Genomic DNA, 22497 nt, shown 5'->3' on the forward strand with positions numbered 1-22497 from the left:
TCAGTTACCTCCGCCATTTGCGTTTTGAAGTCCGCCCGCGCCGGTCGGCGCAGCTTCGCGATAGACCTCGATCGCCCGGGTGCCGGTAGCGATGACGGTTTCGCCATTGCCGCGCTGGCCTTCGAGCAGGTCTTCGGGATTGGCGACCATGGCAGCAAGGTTGCTGTTCACCGCGCAGCCGTAGCCGGGGCTGGTGCCGTTGGTGTAGTTCATGTCGGACGATGCCGACCAGTCGGGGCAGCCCGGGACCGATGCGGTCGAGCGGGTGATGACCACGCGCGCCTGGCCCGGCTGGATCACCCCATTGGTGGTCGGTGCCACCGGGCTCACGATCAGGCCATAGCGGCCCGCCAGTTCGTTGACCGCTTCGGCCACCGCCGGATTGGCCGAGGGATCATCGATTGTGACCCGGTCGCCATAGCGAAGGTCCATCGTCTCGAACCAGCCGTTGAGCCGCTGCTGTTCGGAAATCGCCAGCCCCGAGCGGTTGGTGTCGATGTCGAGCGTGTAATTGGCGCGTTCGACCACCGGTTGCTTGACGCTGTAGAGCGAGGTGTTCGACGGCATCCCGCCGCAGCCTGCAAGCGCGAGGCCGAGCGCGAGCGCGGCGGCGCCCATCAGTTTGCTTGTGTGTGCCTTGGTCATCACTTTGAACCTTTCGCTATGCGTCGCTTAGAGGCTGAAGCCGGGGCCGACGGCGTCGGCCTGGCGGTCGCGGTTGCGGTTGGAGCGCTCGTCGGCGCGGCGTTCGCGCGGCTGTTGCGGGCCGCCCGGGACCACGGCGCTCGGATCGAGGCCGCCAATGTCAGGATCGGGCGCCTGCTGGCCGTCGCCTGCGGTCGGGCCGGGACGCGTCGCCCCGCTTTCACCGTCATGCGACTGGTAGCCGATGAACTGCTCGAGTTCGTTGGCCGAGGCATAGCCATCGGTCGGCAGGCGGATATCGGCTGCATCGACCGGCTGGACGAGATAGGGCGTGACCACGATCACCAGCTCGGTCTCGCCGCGCCGGAACGAGCGCGAACGGAACAGGTTGCCGAGGATCGGCACATCGCCGAGGCCCGGTGCCTTTTCGAGCGAGTTCTGAGCGTTGTTGCTCATCAGCCCCGCGATCATGAAGCTCTGGCCCGAACCCAGTTCGACCGTGGTTTCGGTCCGGCGAATGGTAAGCGCGGGGACCTGGAAACCGTTGAGCGTGACCGCGCCCTGGCTCGACAGCTCGGACACTTCCGGGCGGACGCGCAGCGAAATGCGGCCATTGGCAAGAACGGTCGGGGTATAGGCGAGGCTGACGCCGAAATCGCGATATTCGATCGCGACATTGCCGAGACCCTGCGAGATCGGGATCGGGAATTCGCCGCCGGCCAGGAAGGTGGCGGTCTCGCCCGAAAGCGCGGTCAGGTTGGGCTGCGAGATCGTGGTGATCAGGCCCAGCCGTTCGGACAGGTCGAGCGCGCCGAGCACGTCGAGACCGAACAGGCGGCCAAGCCCTGCCAGGGTGGCGCCATTGCCATTGGTGTCGACGCCCGGACCGGTGATGGTCTCGGTCGCGATCGAACCGTCGTCGTTGAGGACGAAATTGCCGGTCGCATCGATGCGCGGGACGATCACGCCGGGGTTCTGGACCCCGCTGCCGACGCCCAGCGGCCCGTCGAGACGGTAACCATCGCTGCCCAGTGTGCGGCCCGAACCCAGCGCACCGCGGAAACCGCCGGTCGAGAAGTCATAGGTCGCAAGGTTGCCGCCGATCTCGCGAACGAGGCTTCGGCTGACTTCGGCGAACTTGACCTGGAGGTTGACCTGGAGCGGGGTCGCCGTGCGCAGGCGGCTGATGACATTGGCTTCCTGGCCGAGAAAGGCCTGGACGAGACGTTCGGCCTCGGCGGCGTCCTCGGGGGCGGCAACGGTGCCGGTCAGGAGCACGGTGTTGGTGCCCATGGTGGCAACGCTGACGCGCGCCTCGGGCATGGCGAGGGCGAGCATCTGGTCGATGCTGCCGATATTCGATCCGACCCGGACATTGGCCGAGAAGATCACGTCGCCTGCCGCATTGCTGGCATAGATCGTGGTCTCGCCGCCGGCCTTGCCGAAGACGTAGAGCTGGCGCTGCGACTTGATCTGGACATCGGCGATCGTTTCATTGGCGATGAAGACATCCGCCATCGAGCCGGGGACCGTGATCAGTTCGCCGCGGCCGATCGACAGGACGATTTCCTGGCTCGGGCTGACGACTTGCTGAGCGGTTGCAGAACCCGTCGGCGCAGCTGCAATGGGCAGCGCGACGACGCTGGCGAGCAGCGCCTTGGCAAAGGATTTGGCTTTCATCTTAGGACCCCCTGTGAATGTCCCTTGGCTTGCCTCGGCACGTGCCGGAGCAATGGTGATGCGGTTGAGTGTGTTCGGCATGGTTCAGATCCTCAGCGCACGGTCGAACCGGCGACCGGGACGAGCTGGCCGACCTGGCCGACACCGCGAGCGGTGGAAGTGCTGATCGAACCGCCCACGGGCACTTCGGTCGTGGTCTTGCCTCGGGTGACGCGGACGCTGGGACCGCGATAGACCGGGGCGCCGTTGATCGTGGCAGGCACGCCGGGAGCGGCCGGAGCGACGCGATCGCGGGTTCCGCCATCATCCTGCGGCGGCACGTTGCGACGCTGGAAGCGCGACACGTCGCCACCGGTCGAGAAGGTCGTCCCGCGGTCGACGGGCTGGCCCATCGCGGTGCGCAGGATGCGTTCTTCCTCTTCGGGCGTCGCGTCTTCGGGGATCTTGATATCGCCCGATGCGATCGCGCGTTCGAGTTCGGCCTGGTTGTCGGCGATCGAGCGCAGGACCAGGGTCAGCTGGCCGATGGTCTGAGCGACAGCGACCTTTTCCGCGATCTGCGGGGTCACTTCGAGCGTCACCGTGCGGAAGGCGCGGACAACGGTCTTGCCTTCTTCGTTGGTGACCTGTTCGGTGGTCTGGTCGGTGGCGAGCACGCGCAGGTTGCGCAGCACGGTCTCGGCAGCCTTGAGCGGGCGGCCATCGCCTTCGACGGTCTGGGTGAGGACGACATCGACCCGGTCACCCGGGAAGACGAAGCCGGCAACACCGGTCTGGGCCGACACCGGGACGGTGACAGCGCGCATGCCCGGGCCGAGCGCCGCGGCAAGGAAGCCGCGATCGCCGGGGCTCACGAGCGAGCCGTGCGTGACGGGTTCGCCGGCGGTCACCGGGAAACGCACCACGGTGCCCAGGAGCTGGCTCATATCGCTTTCGCCCTCGATGAAATAGGCGTCCTGCACCAGCTCTTCGGGCCAGCGCTGATAGCCCATGGCATCGGCGGTGATGATCGTGCCTGCGGGAAGCGCGCGGTTGGCAACCAGCACCTTGGGTCCCTCGGGCTCGGGCGCGGCCGCTTCGGCATTCGGAGCGCCGTCGCCGGCGAACAGACTGCGCGCAAGAAAGGCACAGCCGATCGCGACGATCAGTGCACCAAGCAGCAGAACCAGTTTCTTCCTATCCATGGCTAATAAGCCCCCTCATGTCGGCTGCGAGACGTCGCAGGCAGGTATGGTTGCAAGCGATAAGTCCGAATTGGTTAAGATCGGGTTCACGGCGCCGGCTCATGCGAGCACCGGGACATTGGCGAGCTTGGGTGCGATCACCCACAGCCCGCCGATCGCAATCGCCACTCCGTAAGGAACCGCGAGGCGTTTCTTGTCGCGCTTGTAGAGATGCCAGCCGGCCAGGATCGCCGAGACAGCGCCTCCGGCCACGGCCATGATCACGATCACCTGGAGAAAGGCCCCCGGCTCGATCCACAAGGCAAGCGCGGTCAGGAGCTTGACGTCGCCGCCGCCGATCATCCGCAGCGCGAACAACCCGGCAGTGACGGCAAAGGTGGCAACAGCGATACCGAGCTGGAGCGCGATATCGGGCCACAAGGCGAGCCCGCTGGCCCACCAGAAAGCCGGCGCGCCGATCGCGATGGCCGCGTTCAACCAGTTGTAGATCTGGCGGCGCTTGAGATCGGTCGCGGCTGCAAACACCAGCGCAATTGCCAAGGCCAGCAGCAATCCGTAGGAAATGAACGTGGCAAACATGGGTCCCCCGGCGGGCCGCATTGCGAGGGCAAATCCCTCTTGCGGCATCGTGTCAGGACCGGTGCTAGTGCCGAGTGCTTACCAATTAGTAACCAAACCCGGAGGCAAGCCATCAACCACCCGACCGGGGCGCAAGCCCGCAATCATGAGAGCGGGGCAGCGGCGGTCAATCGCCGCGCGATCCCGCCTGCGGCGCATGAAAGCCACTGGGAAGCCGCGGACGGTCATCGCCTGCGACGGATCGACTGGCCGGGTGCGCCAGACGCGCCGGGCGCAGAAAACGGTGCGCGCGGGTCGATCCTGTTCTTTCCCGGGCGCGGCGATGCCTATGAAAAATACCTCGAAAGCCTCGAGGAATGGCACCGCGATGGCTGGCGGGTGACAGCATCCGACTGGCGCGGACAGGCCGGTTCGGGGCGGCTGGGCAAGGATCGCGTCACCGGCCATGTCGACGATTTCCTCACCTGGGTCGATGATCTCGCGTTCGTCTGGGAACGCTGGACCAGGGAAACTCCGGGGCCGCACATTCTTGCAGGCCATTCGATGGGCGGACACATCATCATGCGCGCGCTGGTCGAGGGTCGGGTCGCGCCCGATGCGGTGGTCCTGAGCGCGCCGATGCTCGGAATGGGCGGCCCGCCGCTGCCACTTCCCATGCTTCACGCCGTCGCAAGAGCCATGACCCGGATCGGCGATCCGACCCGCCCGGCCTGGAAGTGGAGCGAGAAGCCCGGCGCGCTGCCCGCCGACCGCATCGACCTGCTCACCCATTGCCCCCAACGCTATGCCGACGAGCAATACTGGCGCGACACCCGCGAGGAACTGGTCATGGGTCCTGCCAGCTGGGGTTGGGTCGAGCGCGCCTATGCATCGTGGCGCGCGCTCGAGGCCGAAGGCGCGCTGGAGAAGGTGCACGTGCCGGTGCTGATCCTGTCGACCACGGCCGACAAGCTGGTGAGCCATGCCGCCAATGTGAGCGCCGCCCGCCGCCTGCCTAAAGGGCGATTGGTGGAATATGGCAAGGAAGCGCATCACGAATTGTTGCGCGAGACCGACGCAGTGCGCGCACGGGTGATGCGCGCGATCGCCGCTTTCCTCGACGAGGCCGCGCCGCCGCGATGACCGCGCCGATCCACGATTTTGCCGTCATCGGTGCGGGAATGGCCGGAGCCAGCATCGCCGCCGAGCTAGGCCGCCATGCGCGCGTGATCGTGCTCGAGGCCGAGGAAACGCCCGGCTACCACGCCACCGGGCGATCGGCGGCGTTCTGGGAGGAATGCTATGGCGGTCCGGGCGTGGTGCCCTTGACGCTCGCCTCGGGCGGCTATCTTGCCGAGCACGGATTCCTCGAGAGGCGCGGGGCGCTCTATATCGGGCGGGCCGAAGACCGCGCGGCGATGGACCGGTTCGTTGAGACCTTTGCGGGCACCGGGGTGGGAATCGAACGGCTCGGCAAGGCGGGTCTCCATGCGCGGCTGCCGCATCTGCGCGAGGAATGGTGCGATGCGATCTGGGAGCCGGCCTGCGCCGATATCGATGTCGCGGGTCTCCACCAGCATTATCTTGCTATCGCGCGAAAGGCGGGGGTCGCGATCCGCTGCCGCGCACGGGTGACCGGGCTAAGCCGCGATAAGGGAAGCTGGTCCATCACCACCGCCTGTGGCGACACCATTCGCGCGGCCGCGATCGTCAACGCGGCGGGCGCATGGGCCGATGCCATCGCGGCAATGGCAGGCGCGGAGCCGGTCGGGATCACGCCGCTCAGGCGCACGGTCGCGCAATTGCGCGTCGCGCCGGCCGCCCCTGCCGACCTGCCGCTGGTGCTCGACATTTCGGGGCGCTTCTATTTCAAGCCCGACAATGGCCGGCTCTGGCTCAGCCCGCATGACGAGGTGCCGAGCGAACCCTGCGATGCCGCGCCCGAGGAATATGATGTCGCGCTCGCGATCGACCGTTTCGAGAGCGTGACCGATTGGCAGATCGAGGGGGTCGAGCGGCGCTGGGCGGGGCTGCGCAGCTTCGCGCCCGACCGCTTGCCCGTCTATGGCCCGGATCCGCGCACGGAGGGTTTTCACTGGTTTGCAGGCCAGGGCGGTTTCGGCATCCAGACCGCGCCAGCCGCCGCGCGGGTGGCCGCGCAGGCGATCCTCGGCCTTGGCCGCGATGCGCTGACCGAGGGGATCGATACATCAATTTACGCCCCTTCGCGCCTTGCCGGGGCTAAGGCGGCGGCGACGGGCTAGCCAGCCCGGGCGTCATCTGTAAGATGCACGCGGAGTTTCAACCACAAGAGGGAATAATCGATATGGCTCACAAGTTCGAGATCTGGAAAGACAAGCGCGGCGAATTCCGCGTGCGGTTCAAGTACAACAGCGAAACGATGTTCTCGACCGAAGGCTATTCGAGCAAGAGCTCGGCGCAGAACGCGATCGATTCGATCAAGAAGAACGGCCCGGGCGCTGCGGTCGAAGACAACAGCTGAACGCTGACAAAAGATCACATCGGACGGGCGCGCCTTCCAGTTGCGAAGGGGCGCCCGTTTCCTATGGGTCGTGCGCGGGGGCGTGGCGCCGGTCAGCCGCCGCGCGCGATCCGGTCGGCCTCGTCGCTCGCAAGCCGGTCGACCCGGTCGTTCTCGGCATGGCCCGAATGGCCCTTGACCCAGTGCCAGTTGATCTCGTGCGGGGCGCAGGCTTCGATCAGGTCGTGCCACAGGTCCTCGTTGCGCACCGGTTTCTTGCTGGCATTGACCCAGCCGCGCTTCTTCCAGCCGTGGACCCACTTGGTGATCCCGTCGATCACGTATTTGCTGTCCGAATAGATATCGACCCGGCACGGCTCGATCAGCGCTGACAGGCCGCGGATCGCGGCGGTCAGTTCCATCCGGTTGTTGGTGGTTTCGGCCTCGCCGCCCGCCAGTTCCTTTTCATGGGCACCCATGCGCAAGAGCGCGCCCCAGCCGCCCGGGCCGGGATTGCCCTTGCAGGCACCATCGGTGAAGATTTCGACCTGTTTCATTCCCTGCCCATGGCCCATGCGCGCGCGTCAGGCAAAGCTGTCCTGCCCGGTTTCGTCGTAATAATGCCAGCGTGCGACGAATTCCATCGGGTCCTTGCGGGTCACCAGCGCATCATCGGGAGTGTCGAGCCAGTCTTCGGCGCGGCTGGCGACAAAGCGCAGGCATGCGCCCTTGGCAAGTTCGGGCAGCAGGGCGCGTTCCGCGCGCTCCAGACTGCGCACCGTCTCGTAGCCATTTATCAGCGAGGCGCCGATCGCGGGCCGGTAGCGATTGTCGGGGCCGAACGCCCAGGCGGCGTGGGTGGTCGCAAGGTCGAGCGCCATGGTGTCGGTGCAGGCGAAATAGAAATCGATCATGCCCGAAACCGAATCGCCCAGCATCAGCACGTTGTCGGGGAACAGGTCGGCATGGATATGGGCGCGCGGGAGGCCGCCGGTATCGAGCGCGGCGGCCGCGCGCGCAGGCCCGATCATTGCCGGCAGATCGGCATCGATCCGCGCCAGCGCCTCGCTCCCGCACGCCTCGAGCGTTGCGCAGTTTTCGACCAAGCCCATGGCGTTCGCCCGTTCGAGCGGAAAGTCGCGCCCGGCAAGGTGCATCTGCGCAAGTGCCGCGCCCAGGGCATGGGCCTGGGCCGCGCTCGGCTCGTCCGGCGAGATGCCGGGCAGGAATTCGATCAGCGCCGCCGCCTTGCCATCGACCATGCGAAAGCGCGCACCCTCGCGGTCGTGGATCGTGCGCGGCACCGCGCATCCCCTGGCCGAGAGATGGTCGAGCAGGCCGAGGAAATAAGGAAGGTCGTCAAGCGCGATCCGGCGCTCGTACATGGTAAGGATGAAGCGCGCGCCTTCCCCGTCAGCGCCGGTGGTCTCGACCAGCCAGTTCGAATTCGACACGCCCTCGGCAATGCCCTTGGCCGACAGGAGAGTGCCGACCTCGTAAGGCGCGATCAGCGCGGCGATCTGTTCGGAACCGAGATGGGTATAGACTGCCATGACCCTAGCAAATGCCCCCTGTTCCCTTCGCCTGGACGCGCCGGTCAGCGCAGTTGGCGCGGCAGCTTGAAGACCATGTTTTCCTCCGCCGTGGTGACCGTGCGTTCGCGCACCTTGCGCAGCCGCGCAAGCGCATCGACGACTTCGCGCACCAGCACCTCGGGAGCCGAGGCCCCCGCGGTTAGCCCGACCGTGTCGACCCCTTCGAGCCAGTCCGGGGCGATTTCCTCGGCGCGCTGGATCAGCCTTCCGGGCGTGCCGAGCCTCTCGGCGACCTCGACCAGCCGCAGCGAATTGGAGGAATTGGGCGCGCCCACCACCAGCACCAAGTCGCATTCTTCCGCCAGTTCCTTGACCGCGGCCTGGCGGTTCGAGGTGGCATAGCAGATGTCCTCGGCCTTGGGCCCGCGGATATCGGGGAAACGCGCGGTCAGCGCTGCGATCACTTCGGCGGTGTCATCGACCGACAAGGTGGTCTGGGTGAGATAGGCGAGGCGGTCATCGGGGCCGAAAGGGAGTTCGGCGACGTCCTCGACCGTCTCGACTAGGGTCATCTCGCCTTCGGCGACCTGTCCCATGGTGCCGACCACTTCGGGATGGCCTTCATGGCCGATGAAGATGATGTGCCGCCCCTTTTCGAGCAGGCGCTCGGCCTGGCGGTGCACCTTGGAGACCAGCGGACAGGTCGCATCGACATAGATCATTGCGCGCCGCTCGGCCTCGGCGGGGACCGATTTGGGCACGCCGTGGGCGCTGAAGACGACCGGCGCATCGGTGGGCACTTCGTCGAGTTCCTTGACGAAAATCGCGCCCTTGGCCTTGAGCCCTTCGACGACATATTTGTTGTGGACGATCTCGTGACGCACATAGACCGGCGCGCCGTATTTCTCGAGCGACTTCTCCACGATCTCGATCGCACGGTCGACACCGGCGCAAAATCCGCGCGGTGCGGCAATCAGCAGGTCGAGCGGCCGCTTGTCGCCGTGATCGGGCGCGCTCTGGTCTTGAAAGGGGGCGTTCATGTCACAGCCTCTAGCGCTTTGCAGCGGGCCTCGCTAGGGCGAGTGCCGATACGGGAATATGTCTCCCGCCCAAGATTGCTATCCAAGGACGGTTTTCAATGTTGCTTCGCTCCCGCGCCCTTCCTGTCATCGCCATGCTGGCCGCGCTTGCCGGGTGCGCGCGCGAAGGCGAACTGGTGGTCAACCAGGGTGTCGGCATCACCTCGGTGCTTTCGACCTGTCCCGCGGTGGGCATTCCCGATTATACCGGCGACGTGACCACCTTCCGCACTGCCGGCGATACCTCGCTCGCAAGTCTCGACGTGACCGCATCGATGACCAATCTGCGTTCGACCTGCGATGACAGCGGCGCCAAGATCTATTCCGAGGCGACCTTCGACGTGCTCGCGCGTCGCACCGATGTGCGCGGCGCGCGCACCGTGACGCTGCCTTATTTCGTCACAGTGCTGCAAGGCGGCAGCGCGGTGGTGAGCAAGCGCCGCGGCGAAGTAACGCTGACCTTTGCCGATGGCGAGGAACGCGCTTCGGCAAGCGGCAAGGCCGGCTCCTTCGTCGACCGCGCTGCCGCTTCCCTGCCCGAGGATATCCGCGAGCGTATCACCCGTCGCCGTCGCCCCGGCGATCCCGAGGCCGCGCTCGATCCGCTCGCCGAGCCCGAAGTGCGCGCCGCGATCCAGCGCACGCGCTTCGAAATGCTCGTCGGCTTTCAGCTCACCGAAGAACAACTGGCCTACAACGCCACGCGTTGATGTTCGCGAAGGCGCATTCGCGCCTTCGTCCTCGGCGCCGATCGTCCTTCGCTCCGCTCAGTCGGGCGCCTGCGGCTCGCGGCACGCTGCTGCGGACCGAAATCGGCGCAGTGGTGAGCGGGAGCGTTGCCTGAAGCCGCTCATTGGCCCTTTTGCCATCGGGCTTATTGGGCTAACCGGCGCAGCGAAATGACCGATACAAAGACCCTTTATGCCGCGTTTGCGGATGTCGTTGCCGCAGCGCTTGCCGATCTTTCGCGCGAGGGAACGCTGCCCGCCGATGCCAGCTTTGCCAATGTGACGCTCGAACCGCCGCGCGACCCCTCGCATGGCGATCTTGCCACCAATGCCGCGATGGTGCTGGCCAAGCCCGCAAGGACCAATCCGCGCCAGCTCGCCGAGGCCATCGCGCCCAGGCTCGAAGCGCACCCGGCCATCGCCAGCGCCGAGATTGCCGGGCCGGGCTTCATCAACCTGCGCCTCGACCCTGCCGCCTGGCTCGGCGAATTGCAGGCGATCCACGATCTGGGCGATGACTATGGCCGCTCGGCGATGGGCGCAGGCAAGAGGGTCAATGTCGAATATGTCTCGGCCAATCCAACCGGCCCGATGCATATGGGCCATTGCCGCGGCGCGGTGGTGGGCGATGCGCTGTGCTCGCTGCTCGAATTTGCCGGGCACGAAGTCACCCGCGAATATTACATCAATGATGCCGGCGGCCAGGTCGATACGCTCGCGCGCTCGGCACACCTGCGCTACCGCGAAGCGCTGGGCGAGGATATCGGCGCGATCCCGGAGGGGCTCTATCCGGGCGATTACCTCGTGCCGGTGGGACAATCGCTCGCCGAGGAATTCGGCACCCGCTACCAGTCGGCGCCCGAGGACGAATGGCTGGCGATCTTCCGCGCCGAAGCGGTCGCGCGGATGATGGAGCGGATCAAGGCTGATCTGGCCATGCTCGGCATCCACCACGATGTCTTCGCATCCGAGGCCGCGCTCCACGCCGCAGGCAAGCCCGACGAAGCGGAAAAATGGCTGCGCGAACAAGGCCTTGTCTATGACGGCGTGCTCGAAGCGCCCAAGGGCAAGGCCCCGCCCGAGGACTGGGAGCCGGTCGAATTGCCGCTGTTCCGATCGACCAGGTTCGGCGATGACCAGGACCGTCCGATCAAGAAATCGAACGGCGCCTGGACCTATTTCGGCGCCGACCTCGCCTATCACATGCAGAAGGCCGAAGGCGCGGACGAACTGATCGATATCTGGGGCGCCGACCATGCCGGCACGGTCAAGCGCATCAAGGCCGCGGTCGCTGCCTTGTCGCAGGGGCAGGGCCGCCCGGTCCCCTTCGACGTCAAGCTGGTCCAGATGGTTCAGCTCATGCGCGGCGGCGAACCGGTGAAGATGTCCAAGAGATCGGGCAATTTCATCACCATCGCCGACATGATCGAGGAAGTGGGCAAGGACGTGGTGCGCTTCACCATGCTCACCCGCAAGCCCGAGGCGCAGATGGAATTCGACTTCGCCAAGGTGGTTGAGGCGTCCAAGGACAATCCCGTCTGGTATGTCCAATATGCTCATGCCCGCATCCGTTCGACCCTGCGCAAGGCAGCCGAGGAAGAGGGCATCGCGCCCGGCACCGAGGCGCTCGACCGGCTCGGCGAGGAAGAGATCGCGCTGATCCGCCGCGCCGCGCAATTCCCGCGCGAGGTCGAGGCGGCAGCCAAGGCGCGCGAGGCGCACCGGATAGCCTTCTATCTCTATGACCTCGCCACCGATCTCAATGGCTTCTACAGCCTCGGTAACACCGACCTCGAAAAGCGCTTCATTGTGAAACACGATGCCGCTTTGTCGGCGGCGCGGCTTTTCGTGGCCGAGGCGATCGGGCAGGTGATACGCAACGGGCTTCGCGTGCTGGGCGTCGAAGCGGTCGACAGGATGTGAGAGGAAGTTTCGATGATGATCGAGGCTGAATACGAGGAAGTCGAACAGACCGAAGGCGAACTCGACCTGTCGGCGGAAGAGAGCCTGCCCTGGCTCGAAGCCGACGAGGACGACGACAATGCCGGTGCGATCGACACCGCGCAGATCGTCGGTTTCGCCGCAATCCTGCTGGCGGTGCTGGCGCTGGTGGTGGGCGCGGTGTGGTTCTATTCCAACGGTTCGGCCGGCGATGACATCGTCGCCGATGGCAGCGTGATCGAAGCGCCCGACGGTCCGATCCGCGAGCGCCCCGAGGACCCGGGTGGCCGCGAATTTGCCGGTACCGGCAATGTCGCGCCCGTGGTCGGCGAAGGCGGAACCCGCGAAGGCGTGCTCGACACCGATGGCGGCGATGCCGCCGGCTCCGGCGAAAACGGCGAAAGCGGCGAGAATGCCGGCTCGCAGGCTCCGGCGGCCAGCGCTGCGGGCGTCGGCGTGCAGCTTGCTGCCTACACCTCGCGCGCACGCGCCGAACAAGGCTGGAACGACCTGCGCCGCCGGACCAACAAGCTCGACGGGGTCCGCTACCGGATCGAACAGGGCACGGTCGATATCGGCACCGTCTATCGCCTCCAGGCGGTGGCGGACACGCGGGCAGAGGCCGATGCGCTGTGCACCGCTCTGCGTAGCGATGGCCTCGATTGCCAGGTCAAGGGCTAGGGCCAGGACGCCCCACGAGCCCCGGTTGGCGAAATTCGCACGATTGTCACCGGAAATCCCCGGCAATTCGCCCGATTCCGTGGTTAGCGCGCTTGCCTGATCGCGCGCGCCTTGCGAGATTCTGCCCATGACACCGGCGATTTTCGGAATTGCGGGCCCCAGCCTCGATGCGGATGAGCGCGCGTTCTTTCGCGATGCCGATCCGGCGGGCTACATCCTGTTCGGACGCAATTGCGAAAGCCGCGAGCAATTGCGAGCGCTGACCGACGAATTGCGCGCACTGCACGGGCGCGAACAGCTGCTCATCTCGATCGACCAGGAAGGGGGGCGCGTCGCCCGGCTGCGCCCGCCACACTGGGCCGACTACCCGGCGGGCGAGGCATTCGACCGGCTCTACCAGGTCGCGCCTGCCAGCGCGATCGAGGCCGCGCGGGTGAGCGCGCGCGCCATGGCGCTCGAATTGTCGGCAATGGGGATCACGGTCGATTACCACCCGCCGCTCGACGTGCGCCAGGAAGGCGCGCATGACGTGATCGGCGACCGCGCTCTGGGAAGCGATCCGATGCAGGTGGCAGCAATCGGGCGCGCCGTTCTCGACGGGCTGGCTGCTGGCGGGGTGGCAGGCTGTATCAAGCACATGCCCGGGCACGGCCGGTCGCAATGCGACACGCACAAGGAAATGCCCACCGTCACCGCCAGCGCCGAAGAGCTCGAAACCGACCTCGCGCCGTTCCGCGCGCTTGCCTCTGCCCCGATCGGGATGACCGGGCACCTCAAATTCACCGCCTGGGACGAAAGCCACCCGGCAACGCTTTCGCAAACCGTCATCCGCGACATCATCCGCGGCGAGATCGGCTTTTCCGGCCTTCTTCTCACCGACGATATCGACATGGAAGCGCTTGACGGCACGATCCCCGAGCGCGCCGCCGCCGCGCAGGCGGCCGGCTGCGATATCGTGCTCAATTGCTGGGCGAAAATGGACGACATGGTGGGCATCTGCAATGCGCTCGGCTCGATGAGCGATGCCGTGGCGCAGCGGCTCGCCGCAGCGCTGGCCGGCACACGGATCCGCGAGACCATGCCCGACGAGCAGCGCGACCTGCTGGCCAAGCGTGACGCGCTGCTGGCGCTGGCGGGAGCGGCGGCATGAGCATCGACACCGATGACGGCTTCATGCTGACCGGCGGTGCCGCGGGCGTCAGCGAGCCGACCGCCGACATGCCCGAGGGCTGGGGCGACGATATCGCCCGCCCGGGCGCGAAGGAAAGCGAACAGGCGCTCTATCTCGAGCTCGATGGCTGGGAAGGCCCGCTCGACCTGCTGCTCGACCTAGCGCGGCGGCAAAAGGTCGATCTGCGCCAGATCAGCATCCTCGCGCTGGTCGACCAGTATTTGCAGTATATCGAGCGCGCGCAGCACCTTCGGCTCGAACTCGCCGCCGACTACCTCGTCATGGCGGCGTGGCTGGCCTATCTCAAGTCGGCGCTGCTCCTGCCCAAGGACGAGCAGGAGGATCCCAGCCCCGAAGAGCTGGCGCTGCGGCTGCAACTCAGGCTCCAGCGGCTCGGCGCGATGCGCGAGGCGGCAGCGCGGCTGATGGCGCGCGACCGGATCGGGCGCGACATCTTCCTGCGCGGCGCGCCCGAGGGGCTGCGCACCGATCGCAAGACGCTCTGGCGCTCGGATGCCTATTCGCTGATCCAGGCCTATGGTCAGGTGAAAGCGCGCACCGCACCGCGCATCTACCACGTGTCCGATCGTCCGGTAATGACGCTCGACAGCGCGCTCGACCGGGTGTCGGCCATGCTCGGGGTGACGCTCGATTGGATGGATCTGCGCGAATTCCTGCCCAAGCATGCCGAGCCTGCCTTGCGGCGCTCGGCGCTGGCATCGAGCTTCGTTGCCGCGCTCGAACTCGCGCGGCTGGGCCGGGCCGAGATCGCGCAGGACGAGGCGTTTTCGCCGCTCAGGATCCGGCGTCTCAAACAATCCGAACGCGAGGCGGCAGGGGCATGAGCGAGAACGCCGATCACATTGCCGAACCTGAACCCGGGGCCGGGACCGCCATGGCGCACGACGCCATTGCCCGCGCCATCGAGGCGACCCTGTTCGCATCGGAAGAGCCGCTTTCGGTCGACCATCTGGCGGCGCATCTGGGCGATCTTGAGAAAGGGCCGGTCCGCGAGGCCCTGCGCGACCTCAAGGCGCATTACGAAGGACGCGGTATCGCGCTGGTCGAGCGCGGCAAGCGCTGGCATTTCGAGACCGCACCCGACATGGCGCACCTGTTGCGGCGCGAGAAGGAGCAGGTCCGCCGTCTCAGCCGCGCCGCGACCGAGGTGCTCGCGATCATCGCCTATCACGAACCGGTCAGCCGCGCCGAGATCGAATCGATCCGCGGGGTCCAGACCAGTTCGGGCACGCTCGATGTCCTGATGGAAGCGGGCTGGATCAAGCTTGCCGGCCGCCGCGAAGTGCCCGGCCGACCGGTCATCTACGCCACCACGCCCGAATTCCTGGACCATTTTGGCCTCGGCTCGCGCCGTGATCTGCCGGGGGTGGACGAGCTCAAGGCGGCAGGATTGCTCGATCCTGTCGACGACGCCTTCGAGGAGGCGATGGACGCGGCCGGCAGCAGCGACGAGGATGCAGACGCTTCCAGCGACGATGCGGGCGATGCGGGCGAGGCCAGCGAGGACGAGGCGGGAAGCGCCGTGCCCTGATCGGTGCCAGCATGCGCGCTGCGACTGGCGCGGCGGCGGGTTTCCCCCTATATTGCGCATATACCGCCCGAACGGGCCACCCCGCACGGGGGCAATCGAAAGAGAATTCGCATGAGCTTTGGTGTTTGGCAGATCCTGATCCTCGCAATCGTCGTCCTCGTCCTGTTCGGGCGCGGGCGAATCTCTGAAATGATGGGCGATTTTGGCAAGGGCATCTCGAGCTTCAAAAAAGGCATGAACGAGGAAGACACGCCCGAGCCCAAGGCGCAGATCGAGGCGCCGAGCCATGATGCGGGCAAGGCCGGGGTCGAGACCAAGACCGCCGACACGCCCGAAAAGCACGGCTGAATGACACGCGGCCGCGCGCGCCTGTCGCAGCGCGGCTGAGAGGCCAGACATGTTCGATATCGGCGCTGCTGAACTCCTCGTCATCGTGATCGTCGCGATCCTCGTGATCGGGCCCAAGGACATGCCGCGCGCCATGCGCACCGCTGGTCGCTGGATCGGCAAGGTGCGCAAGGTTTCGGCGCATTTCCGCACCGGGATCGATGCCATGGTGCGCGAGGCCGAGCATGAGGACATGGAAAAGAAATGGAAGGCGCAGAACGAGGAAATCATGCGCCGCACCGCCATGACCAACGAGGCCGAGCACGGCGAACCGGTGATGACCGGCCCCCCGCCGACCGCCGAAAGCGCCGCGGCAAAGCCTGTGCCTGTCAGCTCCACATCGCCCGATTCGAGCGCCGACAAGGTCAGCGACAGCCAGCCAGAACCATCTGCCAGCCCCGCCGAAGAGGCGCGCAAGCCGGCTGCGGGCAATCCCGCCGCGCCGGGGGAATAGGGCTCCTGTCATGCCATTCGAGATCAAGGACATCGACGAGACCCGCGCCCCGTTGCTCGACCACCTGATCGAGCTGCGCGCGCGGCTGGTGCGCTCGGTCATCGCGCTTATCATCGGCTTTGCGGTGTGTTTCTATTTCGCCGACCCGATCCTCGGCTTTCTCGTCCAGCCGCTCAAGGATGCCTTCCCCGAAGGCGAGGGCCAATTGATCTTCACCCGCTTGCCCGAAGTGTTCTTCGTCGAGCTGCGGGTGGCGCTTTTCGCAGGCTTCATGGTCAGCTTCCCGATCATCGCCAACCAGCTCTGGGCGTTTGTCGCACCGGGGCTTTATGCCAAGGAAAAGAAGGCGTTCCTGCCCTTCCTGATCGCCACCCCGATCTTGTTCATCGGCGGCGCGGCGCTCGCCTATTACGTGGTCATGCCGACCGCGTTCCGCTGGTTCCTGGGCTTTGGCGGAGAAGCTGGCGGGCTGGCTGTGCAAGCATTGCCGAGCGCGGGCGACTATCTCAGCCTGGTCATGCAGTTCATTCTCGCCTTCGGGCTGACTTTCCTGCTGCCGGTCCTGCTGATGCTGCTCCACCGCGCCGGGATCGTCACCCGCGCGCAACTGGCCGGGGCGCGGCGCTACGTGATCGTCGGCGTGGTCGCGCTCGCCGCGATTGTCACGCCGCCCGATCCTGGCAGCCAGGTGGTCCTCGCAGTGCCCTTGCTGCTCCTGTTCGAGGGGTCGCTGCTGCTGATGCGGGTGCAGGAACGCGCGATGAAGCTGTCAGGCAAGGGCGCGGGTGAGGAAAACGACGCCAATGGCGCAGACACTTCAGACGACGCGGACACTTCCGACGAGGCGGTCAAGGCCGACTGACGGCCCGGCGAACCCGCCGACCCCACAAACCCCGCACCGAAACAGAAAAGGCCCCCGATGTCCGGGAGCCTTTTCCGTTTCCGTCCTGACCAGGATTTCAGGGGGCAAAAAACTTGAGAGCGAGAGTTACGGGCTCGCGGGGCTATCGTCATCGTCAGCGGCGACGACGATAATACCGCCGACCACGGCCGCCACGCCGAGCAGAGCGAGGAGGAGGCTGGTGCCGCCCGCGAGCTCGCTCTCGCCTTCGACCGGGGCATTGGCGCGATCGAAAGCGGCCTGAGCGACCACGGGCGAGGCGGCAAGCGAGAATGCGGCGGCTGCGAGGGCGATATTGCGAAGTTGCATCGTGAATCTCCTGTTTTCGCCTTCGGCCGAATCGCGGTTGGCGATCAGGGGCGAAGCCGGTCTGCACGCATGGAGATACGAGAAAGAACAGCGAATTCAAGGGGATAGGTATTAGTACCTAGCCCGGAAGCTGGCAATGCTCTCTCAGCGGGCATGGACCCGCTTGCCAGCGACCCAGACCTCGTTGATCCGCGTTTCGCGAATATCGGCGGGCGATGCGAGCAGCGGGTCGCGGTCGACCAGCAGGAAATCGGCGCGTTCGCCGGGGACAAGGCGCCCGAAACGACCGTCGGCAAATCCGGCAAAGGCGGCATCGGCGGTAAAGCCTGCCAGGGCGCGCTCGCGGCTGACCGTCTCGTGCGCGCGCCAACCGCCAAACGGTTCGCCAAAGGCATCGGTGCGGCTGATCGCGACGGCAAGCCCGGCAAAGGCATCGGCAGGTTCGACCGGGGCATCCGACCCGAAAGCCAGCCGCCCGCCATTGTCGAGCACGCTGCGCCAGGCATAAGCGCCGCCCAGCCGGTCCTCTCCCAGCCTGGCCTCGGCCATTGTGCGGTCCGATGTTTGGTGGAGCGGCTGCATCGAGGCGATCACCCCGTGCTCGCCGAAGCGCGAAAGGTCAGCCACATCGACGATCTGCGCGTGCTCGATCCGCCAGCGACGATCGCCGTCATAGGTCTCGGACAACTCCTCGATCGCGCGCAGCACGTCGGCATTGGCAGCATCGCCGATCGCGTGGATCGCGGTCTGGAACCCGTCCATCGCCGCCCGGCTCATCCGGTTGCGCAACTGCGCGGGCGTCATCAGCGCAAGGCCGCTGGTCGTGGGTTCGTCTTCGTAAGGCTCCTTCAGGATGGCCCCGCGCGAACCGAGTGCCCCGTCGAGATACAGCTTGACCCCGTTCATCCGCAGCCGGTCTTCGTAAAGCCAGGGCGTGGGGCCAGCGCCCGCAATGGTTTCGAGCGTTTCGAGGCTGTCGGCATAGGCCATGATGCGGATGTCGAGCGCACCGCGATCGCCCGCGCGGCGGAAGGTGTGCCAGTCGGTCATCTCGGTGCTCATGTCGGCAACCGCGGTGATCCCGGCAGAAAGCAGGCGCTGCTGCGCCATGGCGAAGGCGGTGTCGCGGTCCTGCGGGCGCGGCGGGGGCACGCTGTCGCCGACCAGGGCGATCGCCATGTCGATGAAGATGCCGGTGGGATTGCCTGCCGCATCGCGGATCACGCGTCCGCCTTCGGGATCGGGCGTGTCGGCGGTGATGCGCGCGCGCTCCATCGCGAGGCTGTTGGCCCAGTTGGCGTGGTTGTCCGCGCGTTCGAGCCAGACCGGGCGGTCGGCCACCACCGCGTCAAGCTCGGCCGCGGTGGGAAAGCGGCCAAGGCCCCATTTTTCCTGGTTCCAGCCGCGCCCGAGGATCCACGGGCGGCCCGGATTGTCGGCGGCAAAACGGCCGATCTTTTCGAGCGCTTCTTCGAGGCTGTTGGTGTCCGACAGGTCGAGCGTGAGCGCGGCAAATCCGATATCCATGACATGGGCATGGGCATCGATCATGCCTGGCAGCATCACCTGGCCCTTGCCGTCCATCGCGTATTCGATGTCCTCGGGCCGTTCCTCGCCGCGTTCGAGCGTGTGCGTGATCACCCCCTCGTCGTCATAGACGATTGCGGCAAAGCGCTTGACCTCGCCGTTCTCGTCGATGGTGATCCCATCGACATTGTAGACGAGCGTATCGGCAAGGGCAGGCGCGGCGAGAAGGGCCGCGCCGGCGGCGATAAGAGTGCGAAGCATGGATTTACTCACTTGCTGGAATCGGATTTGGGCAGGCGCGAGATGAGCGCGCTGGTATCGTGGCGGTTGCCGCCTGCGGCCTGCACTTCGGCATAGAACTGGTCGACCAGAGCGGTGACAGGCGATGACAGGCCCAGCCGGCGCGCCTCGTCGAGCGCATAGCCGAGATCCTTGCGCATCCAGTCGATCGCGAAGCCGAAATCGAACTCGCCGCGCGCCATGGTCTGCCAGCGATTGTCCATCTGCCAGCTTTGCGCCGCACCGCCCGAGATCGCTTCGTAGGTCTTGTCGAGATCGAGCCCCGCGCCCTCGGCCAGCCGGATCGCCTCGGACAGGCCCGCCAGCGTTCCGGCGATGCACATCTGGTTGACCATTTTCGCGGTCTGGCCCGCGCCGGTGGCGCCGACATGGGTGATTGCCTTGGCATAGGGCTGCATGACCGGCCGGGCGCGCGCCATGGCCTCGTCGGGCCCGCCGCACATGATCGCGAGCTGGCCGTTTTCAGCGCCTGCCTGCCCGCCGCTTACCGGCGCATCGACAAAGGCAATGCCGCGCTCGGCGCAGGCCTCGCCTAGCGTGCGCGCCATCGCAGCAGAGGTGGTGGTGTGGTCGATCAGCAACGAACCCCTTGCCAACCCGTCGAGCACGCCGCCCGTGGCGGTGGTAACGCTCGCGAGGTCCTCGTCATTGCCGACGCAGGTCAGCGCGACATCGGCCCCGCGCGCGGCGTCGGCCGGATTGTCGGCAAAGCCAACCTCCAGTCCCTCTTCCTGCCACGTTCCGGCCCATTGGCGAGCGCGCTCGGGCGAACGGTTATAGGCGGTGACCCGGTGTCCGGCGCGCGCGAGGTGACCGGCAATCGGCCCGCCCATCACGCCCAGCCCGATACAGGCAATGTGCAAAGTCTCGTCCATCGTTGCTGCTGACTAATGGCTAATGCCCGGCTTGCCAACGGAATCGAATTGCCCTTCCGCAACGGAAGGCTTAGTGCGCTCGGCCATGAACGCGCCTCATAGCAGCCTCTCGTCCCGCACCGGCCACGCACCCACGCCGGCCGACCTGACCATCGATGACGTGCGCGCCGCGGCGGAGCGGATCGCGGGCGCGGTGGTCAAGACGCCGATGATGCATTCGAGGACCCTGTCCGAGATCACCGGCGCGCAGATCTGGCTCAAGTTCGAGAACCTCCAGTTCACCGCCGCTTACAAGGAGCGCGGGGCGCTCAACGCGCTGCTGCAACTGACCGAGGAACAGAGATCGCGCGGCGTGATCGCGGCGTCGGCGGGCAACCATTCGCAGGGGCTTTCCTATCACGGCACCCGGCTCGGCGTTCCGGTGACCATCGTCATGCCCCGGACCACTCCGACGGTGAAGGTCATGCAGACCGAGAGCGTGGGCGGCAATGTCGTGCTCGAAGGCGAGACCTTCGACGAGGCCTATGCCCATGCCTGCGAGCTCGAAAAGGAGCGCGGGCTGACCTTCGTCCATCCGTTCGACGATCCGCATGTCGCTGCGGGCGCGGGCACGGTCGCGCTCGAAATGTTCGAAGAGAAGGACGATCTCGACTGCATCGTCACCCCGATCGGCGGGGGCGGGCTGATCTCCGGGATGGCAACGGTGGCGCGCGCGCTCAAGCCCGACATGGAAGTGGTCGGCGTGCAGGCCGGGCTGTTCCCGAGCATGTTCGCGCGGATCAAGGGCGAGGACCGCGATTGCGGCGGCGACACCCTGGCAGAAGGCATCGCGGTCAAGCGGCCCGGCGATTTCACCAGCCAGGTGATCGCCGATAAGGTCGATGACATCCTGCTGGTGGACGAGCCGAGCCTTGAAAAGGCGGTCTCGCTCCTCCTTCAGATCGAAAAGACCGTGGTGGAGGGTGCCGGTTCGGCCGGCCTTGCCGCGGTGCTCGACAATCCCGAACGGTTTGCCGGCAAGTCGGTCGGCCTGGTGCTGTGCGGCGGCAATATCGACACCCGCCTGCTGGCCAATGTGCTGTTGCGAGACCTTGCCCGGCAGGGACGGCTGGCGCGGCTGCGGGTGACCCTGCAGGACCGTCCGGGCGCGCTCTTCCGGGTGATGCGCCTGTTCAACGAGCACAATGTCAACATCATCGAGATCTACCACCAGCGCATCTTCACCACGCTTCCTGCCAAGGGGCTGATCACCGATATCGAATGCGAGGCGCGCGATGCCGAGCAGGTCGACAAGCTGGTCGCGGCCTTGCGCGAGGCGCAATACAAGGTGCAGGTCGTCGAGCTGAATTGACGCTTGGCAGAATCGCGTGGGCCGCGCTCCCACGCGCCTTTCCAACCCATGTTTGCTGACAGGGATTAAGCGCTCGAACCCGCGGTGTCCCGCTATGCGACGCGGCTTGGCGCAAGTGCAAACCTTTGCTCCGATCCGGTGGCGGTTTCGCCGCCAGGCTGTGCAAAGTAATCCAATTTTCACCCTGATTTGTGGTTAAGGGTCTTTTACCGGAGGAACCGAGAAGGCATAAGAATGTCTTAATAACGACATCGCGATTCCCGCCCGGACAGACCGGGCTCCGCACCTTGCGCAAGGACTCCGGCAGACCCGTGACGGCCCCGATCCGCTTTCCCCGATTCTTCGTGACGAGCCCCGCGCCGTGCCCGTACCTGCCAGGGCGAAGCGAGCGGAAGGTTTTCACCGAGCTCAAGGGAGCCCATGCCGACCAGCTCAACGAGGCGCTCGGCCGGATCGGGTTCCGCCGCAGCCAGACCGTCGCCTATCGCCCCAGCTGCCTCGATTGCCAGGCCTGCGTTTCGGTGCGCGTGGTTGCGTCCGAGTTCAATCCGTCGAGCACGCAGAAGCGCGACATGCGCCGCAATCGCGACCTCGTCGTGACCGAATGCCGCCCCTGGGCGACCGAGGAACAGTTCGACCTGCTCAGCCGCTATCTGGGCAAGCGTCATCCCGATGGCGGCATGTCGACCATGGACGAGATGGACTATGCCGACATGGTCGAGCACACGCCCGTCACCAGCTCGGTGGTCGAGTATCGCGAGCCGGGCGAGGGTGGCGAACCGGGCCGCCTCGTCGGCGCCTGCCTGACCGATCGCCAGGGCGACGGGCTGTCGATGATCTATTCGTTCTACGATCCCGATCACGAAAGCCGGGCGGGTCTGGGCAATTTCATCATCCTCGACCACATCCGCCGCGCCGCCGAAAGCGGGCTACCCTATGTCTATCTGGGCTACTGGGTCGATGGCAGCCCGCGGATGCGCTACAAGGTCCGCTATCGCCCGCTCGAACAGCTGACGCGCGAAGGCTGGCAGCGCATGGATAACGATGTGCAGAGCCGCCTAATCGCCGAGGCGACCGCTCCGCGCGACAAAAATGCTGGAACCATGGGCGCAGCTACGGGTAAAGACGGACAACCGGTAAAATTCCCGTCGAGCTGA

Annotated in this window: 24 protein-coding genes; 14 read left to right on the top strand and 10 right to left on the bottom strand. The window is 66.2% G+C overall.

What is annotated here, in order from left to right; genetic code table 11:
- The 4 genes from ACKTSM_RS04985 to ACKTSM_RS05000 all read right to left on the bottom strand — a co-directional run bounded on the left by ACKTSM_RS04985 (position 1) and on the right by ACKTSM_RS05000 (position 4088).
- Positions 1-645, bottom strand: coding sequence for a CpaD family pilus assembly protein (locus ACKTSM_RS04985; RefSeq protein ID WP_407876023.1), 645 nt, complete (start codon positions 643-645; stop codon positions 1-3).
- A gap of 27 nt (positions 646-672) precedes the next feature.
- The gene (locus ACKTSM_RS04990) at positions 673-2325 is read right to left on the bottom strand and encodes a type II and III secretion system protein family protein (RefSeq protein WP_407876024.1); all 1653 of its coding nucleotides are present in this window, start codon (positions 2323-2325) and stop codon (positions 673-675) included.
- Between the two features lie 92 nt (positions 2326-2417).
- Positions 2418-3509, bottom strand: coding sequence for a Flp pilus assembly protein CpaB (gene cpaB / locus ACKTSM_RS04995; RefSeq protein WP_407876025.1), 1092 nt, complete (start codon positions 3507-3509; stop codon positions 2418-2420).
- Positions 3510-3608: 99 nt separating this feature from the next.
- Positions 3609-4088, bottom strand: coding sequence for a prepilin peptidase (locus tag ACKTSM_RS05000; protein WP_407876026.1), 480 nt, complete (start codon positions 4086-4088; stop codon positions 3609-3611).
- Positions 4089-4199: 111 nt separating this feature from the next.
- Here ACKTSM_RS05000 and ACKTSM_RS05005 point away from each other — a divergent pair, with 111 nt between their 5' ends.
- From ACKTSM_RS05005 to ACKTSM_RS05015, 3 genes are all read left to right on the top strand, one after another.
- Positions 4200-5210: an alpha/beta fold hydrolase gene (locus tag ACKTSM_RS05005; RefSeq protein WP_407876316.1), complete on the top strand. Its 1011-nt coding sequence runs from the start codon at positions 4200-4202 to the stop codon at positions 5208-5210.
- Complete coding sequence (locus ACKTSM_RS05010; protein ID WP_407876027.1) at positions 5207-6331, top strand: NAD(P)/FAD-dependent oxidoreductase; 1125 nt, start codon at positions 5207-5209, stop codon at positions 6329-6331. The genes ACKTSM_RS05005 and ACKTSM_RS05010 overlap by 4 nt, the downstream gene beginning before the upstream one ends.
- A gap of 62 nt (positions 6332-6393) precedes the next feature.
- Positions 6394-6570 carry a YegP family protein gene (locus tag ACKTSM_RS05015; RefSeq protein ID WP_407876028.1) on the top strand — a complete coding sequence of 59 codons (177 nt, stop codon included), beginning with the start codon at positions 6394-6396 and terminating at the stop codon, positions 6568-6570.
- A gap of 92 nt (positions 6571-6662) precedes the next feature.
- Here the strand turns inward: ACKTSM_RS05015 and rnhA are convergent, their stop codons facing one another.
- From rnhA to ispH, 3 genes are read right to left on the bottom strand one after another with little or no spacing between them, the layout of a single operon-like run.
- Complete coding sequence (rnhA, locus tag ACKTSM_RS05020) at positions 6663-7106, bottom strand: ribonuclease HI (RefSeq protein WP_407876029.1); 444 nt, start codon at positions 7104-7106, stop codon at positions 6663-6665.
- A 27-nt stretch (positions 7107-7133) separates the two neighbouring features.
- Positions 7134-8102, bottom strand: a complete 969-nt coding sequence (thrB, locus tag ACKTSM_RS05025) for a homoserine kinase (RefSeq protein WP_407876030.1) — start codon at positions 8100-8102, stop codon at positions 7134-7136.
- 44 nt (positions 8103-8146) lie between these two features.
- Positions 8147-9124, bottom strand: a complete 978-nt coding sequence (gene ispH / locus ACKTSM_RS05030; protein WP_407876031.1) for a 4-hydroxy-3-methylbut-2-enyl diphosphate reductase — start codon at positions 9122-9124, stop codon at positions 8147-8149.
- Between the two features lie 98 nt (positions 9125-9222).
- On the opposite strand from ispH, the gene ACKTSM_RS05035 reads away from it, so the two are divergent.
- The 9 genes from ACKTSM_RS05035 to tatC all read left to right on the top strand — a co-directional run bounded on the left by ACKTSM_RS05035 (position 9223) and on the right by tatC (position 16939).
- The gene (locus tag ACKTSM_RS05035; RefSeq protein ID WP_407876032.1) at positions 9223-9873 is read left to right on the top strand and encodes a hypothetical protein; all 651 of its coding nucleotides are present in this window, start codon (positions 9223-9225) and stop codon (positions 9871-9873) included.
- A 189-nt stretch (positions 9874-10062) separates the two neighbouring features.
- Positions 10063-11814 (top strand): arginine--tRNA ligase, encoded by a 1752-nt coding sequence (gene argS / locus ACKTSM_RS05040; RefSeq protein WP_407876033.1) that lies wholly within the window; start codon positions 10063-10065, stop codon positions 11812-11814.
- A 12-nt stretch (positions 11815-11826) separates the two neighbouring features.
- Complete coding sequence (locus ACKTSM_RS05045) at positions 11827-12513, top strand: SPOR domain-containing protein (RefSeq protein ID WP_407876034.1); 687 nt, start codon at positions 11827-11829, stop codon at positions 12511-12513.
- A 127-nt stretch (positions 12514-12640) separates the two neighbouring features.
- Positions 12641-13663 carry a beta-N-acetylhexosaminidase gene (nagZ, locus tag ACKTSM_RS05050; RefSeq protein WP_407876035.1) on the top strand — a complete coding sequence of 341 codons (1023 nt, stop codon included), beginning with the start codon at positions 12641-12643 and terminating at the stop codon, positions 13661-13663.
- 23 nt (positions 13664-13686) lie between these two features.
- Complete coding sequence (locus tag ACKTSM_RS05055; RefSeq protein ID WP_407876317.1) at positions 13687-14529, top strand: segregation and condensation protein A; 843 nt, start codon at positions 13687-13689, stop codon at positions 14527-14529.
- 50 nt (positions 14530-14579) lie between these two features.
- Positions 14580-15236, top strand: a complete 657-nt coding sequence (gene scpB, locus ACKTSM_RS05060; RefSeq protein ID WP_407876318.1) for an SMC-Scp complex subunit ScpB — start codon at positions 14580-14582, stop codon at positions 15234-15236.
- Between the two features lie 111 nt (positions 15237-15347).
- Positions 15348-15584, top strand: coding sequence for a twin-arginine translocase TatA/TatE family subunit (gene tatA / locus ACKTSM_RS05065; RefSeq protein WP_407876036.1), 237 nt, complete (start codon positions 15348-15350; stop codon positions 15582-15584).
- Positions 15585-15633: 49 nt separating this feature from the next.
- Entirely contained in the window at positions 15634-16077 is a 444-nt protein-coding gene (gene tatB / locus ACKTSM_RS05070) for a Sec-independent protein translocase protein TatB (RefSeq protein WP_407876037.1), read from the top strand.
- Between the two features lie 10 nt (positions 16078-16087).
- A complete protein-coding gene (gene tatC / locus ACKTSM_RS05075; protein ID WP_407876038.1) occupies positions 16088-16939 on the top strand; it encodes a twin-arginine translocase subunit TatC in 852 nt (283 codons plus the stop codon).
- 126 nt (positions 16940-17065) lie between these two features.
- Here tatC and ACKTSM_RS05080 read toward each other — a convergent pair whose 3' ends face one another.
- The 3 genes from ACKTSM_RS05080 to ACKTSM_RS05090 all read right to left on the bottom strand — a co-directional run bounded on the left by ACKTSM_RS05080 (position 17066) and on the right by ACKTSM_RS05090 (position 19989).
- Entirely contained in the window at positions 17066-17287 is a 222-nt protein-coding gene (locus ACKTSM_RS05080; protein ID WP_407876039.1) for a hypothetical protein, read from the bottom strand.
- Positions 17288-17431: 144 nt separating this feature from the next.
- The gene (locus tag ACKTSM_RS05085) at positions 17432-19075 is read right to left on the bottom strand and encodes an amidohydrolase (RefSeq protein WP_407876040.1); all 1644 of its coding nucleotides are present in this window, start codon (positions 19073-19075) and stop codon (positions 17432-17434) included.
- A gap of 8 nt (positions 19076-19083) precedes the next feature.
- Entirely contained in the window at positions 19084-19989 is a 906-nt protein-coding gene (locus ACKTSM_RS05090) for an NAD(P)-dependent oxidoreductase (protein ID WP_407876041.1), read from the bottom strand.
- Positions 19990-20074: 85 nt separating this feature from the next.
- Between ACKTSM_RS05090 and ACKTSM_RS05095 the strand changes: the two genes are divergently transcribed.
- Positions 20075-21340, top strand: coding sequence for a threonine ammonia-lyase (locus ACKTSM_RS05095; RefSeq protein WP_407876042.1), 1266 nt, complete (start codon positions 20075-20077; stop codon positions 21338-21340).
- Between the two features lie 311 nt (positions 21341-21651).
- Positions 21652-22497 (top strand): arginyltransferase, encoded by an 846-nt coding sequence (locus tag ACKTSM_RS05100; protein WP_407876043.1) that lies wholly within the window; start codon positions 21652-21654, stop codon positions 22495-22497.

The sequence above is a fragment of the Qipengyuania nanhaisediminis genome (genome assembly GCF_045862805.1).
Lineage (GTDB): Bacteria > Pseudomonadota > Alphaproteobacteria > Sphingomonadales > Sphingomonadaceae > Erythrobacter > Erythrobacter nanhaisediminis_A.

Excerpts from the sequence above, each read along its gene's own strand:
- ACKTSM_RS05035 (WP_407876032.1), top strand. The coding sequence starts at position 9,223 with ATGTTGCTTCGCTCCCGCGCCCTTCCTGTCATCGCCATGCTGGCCGCG.
- rnhA (WP_407876029.1), bottom strand. The coding sequence starts at position 7,106 with ATGAAACAGGTCGAAATCTTCACCGATGGTGCCTGCAAGGGCAATCCC.
- scpB (WP_407876318.1), top strand. The coding sequence starts at position 14,580 with ATGGCGCACGACGCCATTGCCCGCGCCATCGAGGCGACCCTGTTCGCA.
- ACKTSM_RS05090 (WP_407876041.1), bottom strand. The coding sequence starts at position 19,989 with ATGGACGAGACTTTGCACATTGCCTGTATCGGGCTGGGCGTGATGGGC.
- ACKTSM_RS04985 (WP_407876023.1), bottom strand. The coding sequence starts at position 645 with ATGACCAAGGCACACACAAGCAAACTGATGGGCGCCGCCGCGCTCGCG.
- ACKTSM_RS05015 (WP_407876028.1), top strand. The coding sequence starts at position 6,394 with ATGGCTCACAAGTTCGAGATCTGGAAAGACAAGCGCGGCGAATTCCGC.
- cpaB (WP_407876025.1), bottom strand. The coding sequence starts at position 3,509 with ATGGATAGGAAGAAACTGGTTCTGCTGCTTGGTGCACTGATCGTCGCG.
- thrB (WP_407876030.1), bottom strand. The coding sequence starts at position 8,102 with ATGGCAGTCTATACCCATCTCGGTTCCGAACAGATCGCCGCGCTGATC.
- argS (WP_407876033.1), top strand. The coding sequence starts at position 10,063 with ATGACCGATACAAAGACCCTTTATGCCGCGTTTGCGGATGTCGTTGCC.
- ACKTSM_RS05095 (WP_407876042.1), top strand. The coding sequence starts at position 20,075 with ATGAACGCGCCTCATAGCAGCCTCTCGTCCCGCACCGGCCACGCACCC.
- ACKTSM_RS05010 (WP_407876027.1), top strand. The coding sequence starts at position 5,207 with ATGACCGCGCCGATCCACGATTTTGCCGTCATCGGTGCGGGAATGGCC.
- ACKTSM_RS05085 (WP_407876040.1), bottom strand. The coding sequence starts at position 19,075 with ATGCTTCGCACTCTTATCGCCGCCGGCGCGGCCCTTCTCGCCGCGCCT.
- tatC (WP_407876038.1), top strand. The coding sequence starts at position 16,088 with ATGCCATTCGAGATCAAGGACATCGACGAGACCCGCGCCCCGTTGCTC.
- tatA (WP_407876036.1), top strand. The coding sequence starts at position 15,348 with ATGAGCTTTGGTGTTTGGCAGATCCTGATCCTCGCAATCGTCGTCCTC.
- ACKTSM_RS05000 (WP_407876026.1), bottom strand. The coding sequence starts at position 4,088 with ATGTTTGCCACGTTCATTTCCTACGGATTGCTGCTGGCCTTGGCAATT.
- tatB (WP_407876037.1), top strand. The coding sequence starts at position 15,634 with ATGTTCGATATCGGCGCTGCTGAACTCCTCGTCATCGTGATCGTCGCG.
- ACKTSM_RS04990 (WP_407876024.1), bottom strand. The coding sequence starts at position 2,325 with ATGAAAGCCAAATCCTTTGCCAAGGCGCTGCTCGCCAGCGTCGTCGCG.
- ACKTSM_RS05055 (WP_407876317.1), top strand. The coding sequence starts at position 13,687 with ATGCTGACCGGCGGTGCCGCGGGCGTCAGCGAGCCGACCGCCGACATG.
- nagZ (WP_407876035.1), top strand. The coding sequence starts at position 12,641 with ATGACACCGGCGATTTTCGGAATTGCGGGCCCCAGCCTCGATGCGGAT.
- ACKTSM_RS05080 (WP_407876039.1), bottom strand. The coding sequence starts at position 17,287 with ATGCAACTTCGCAATATCGCCCTCGCAGCCGCCGCATTCTCGCTTGCC.
- ispH (WP_407876031.1), bottom strand. The coding sequence starts at position 9,124 with ATGAACGCCCCCTTTCAAGACCAGAGCGCGCCCGATCACGGCGACAAG.
- ACKTSM_RS05045 (WP_407876034.1), top strand. The coding sequence starts at position 11,827 with ATGATGATCGAGGCTGAATACGAGGAAGTCGAACAGACCGAAGGCGAA.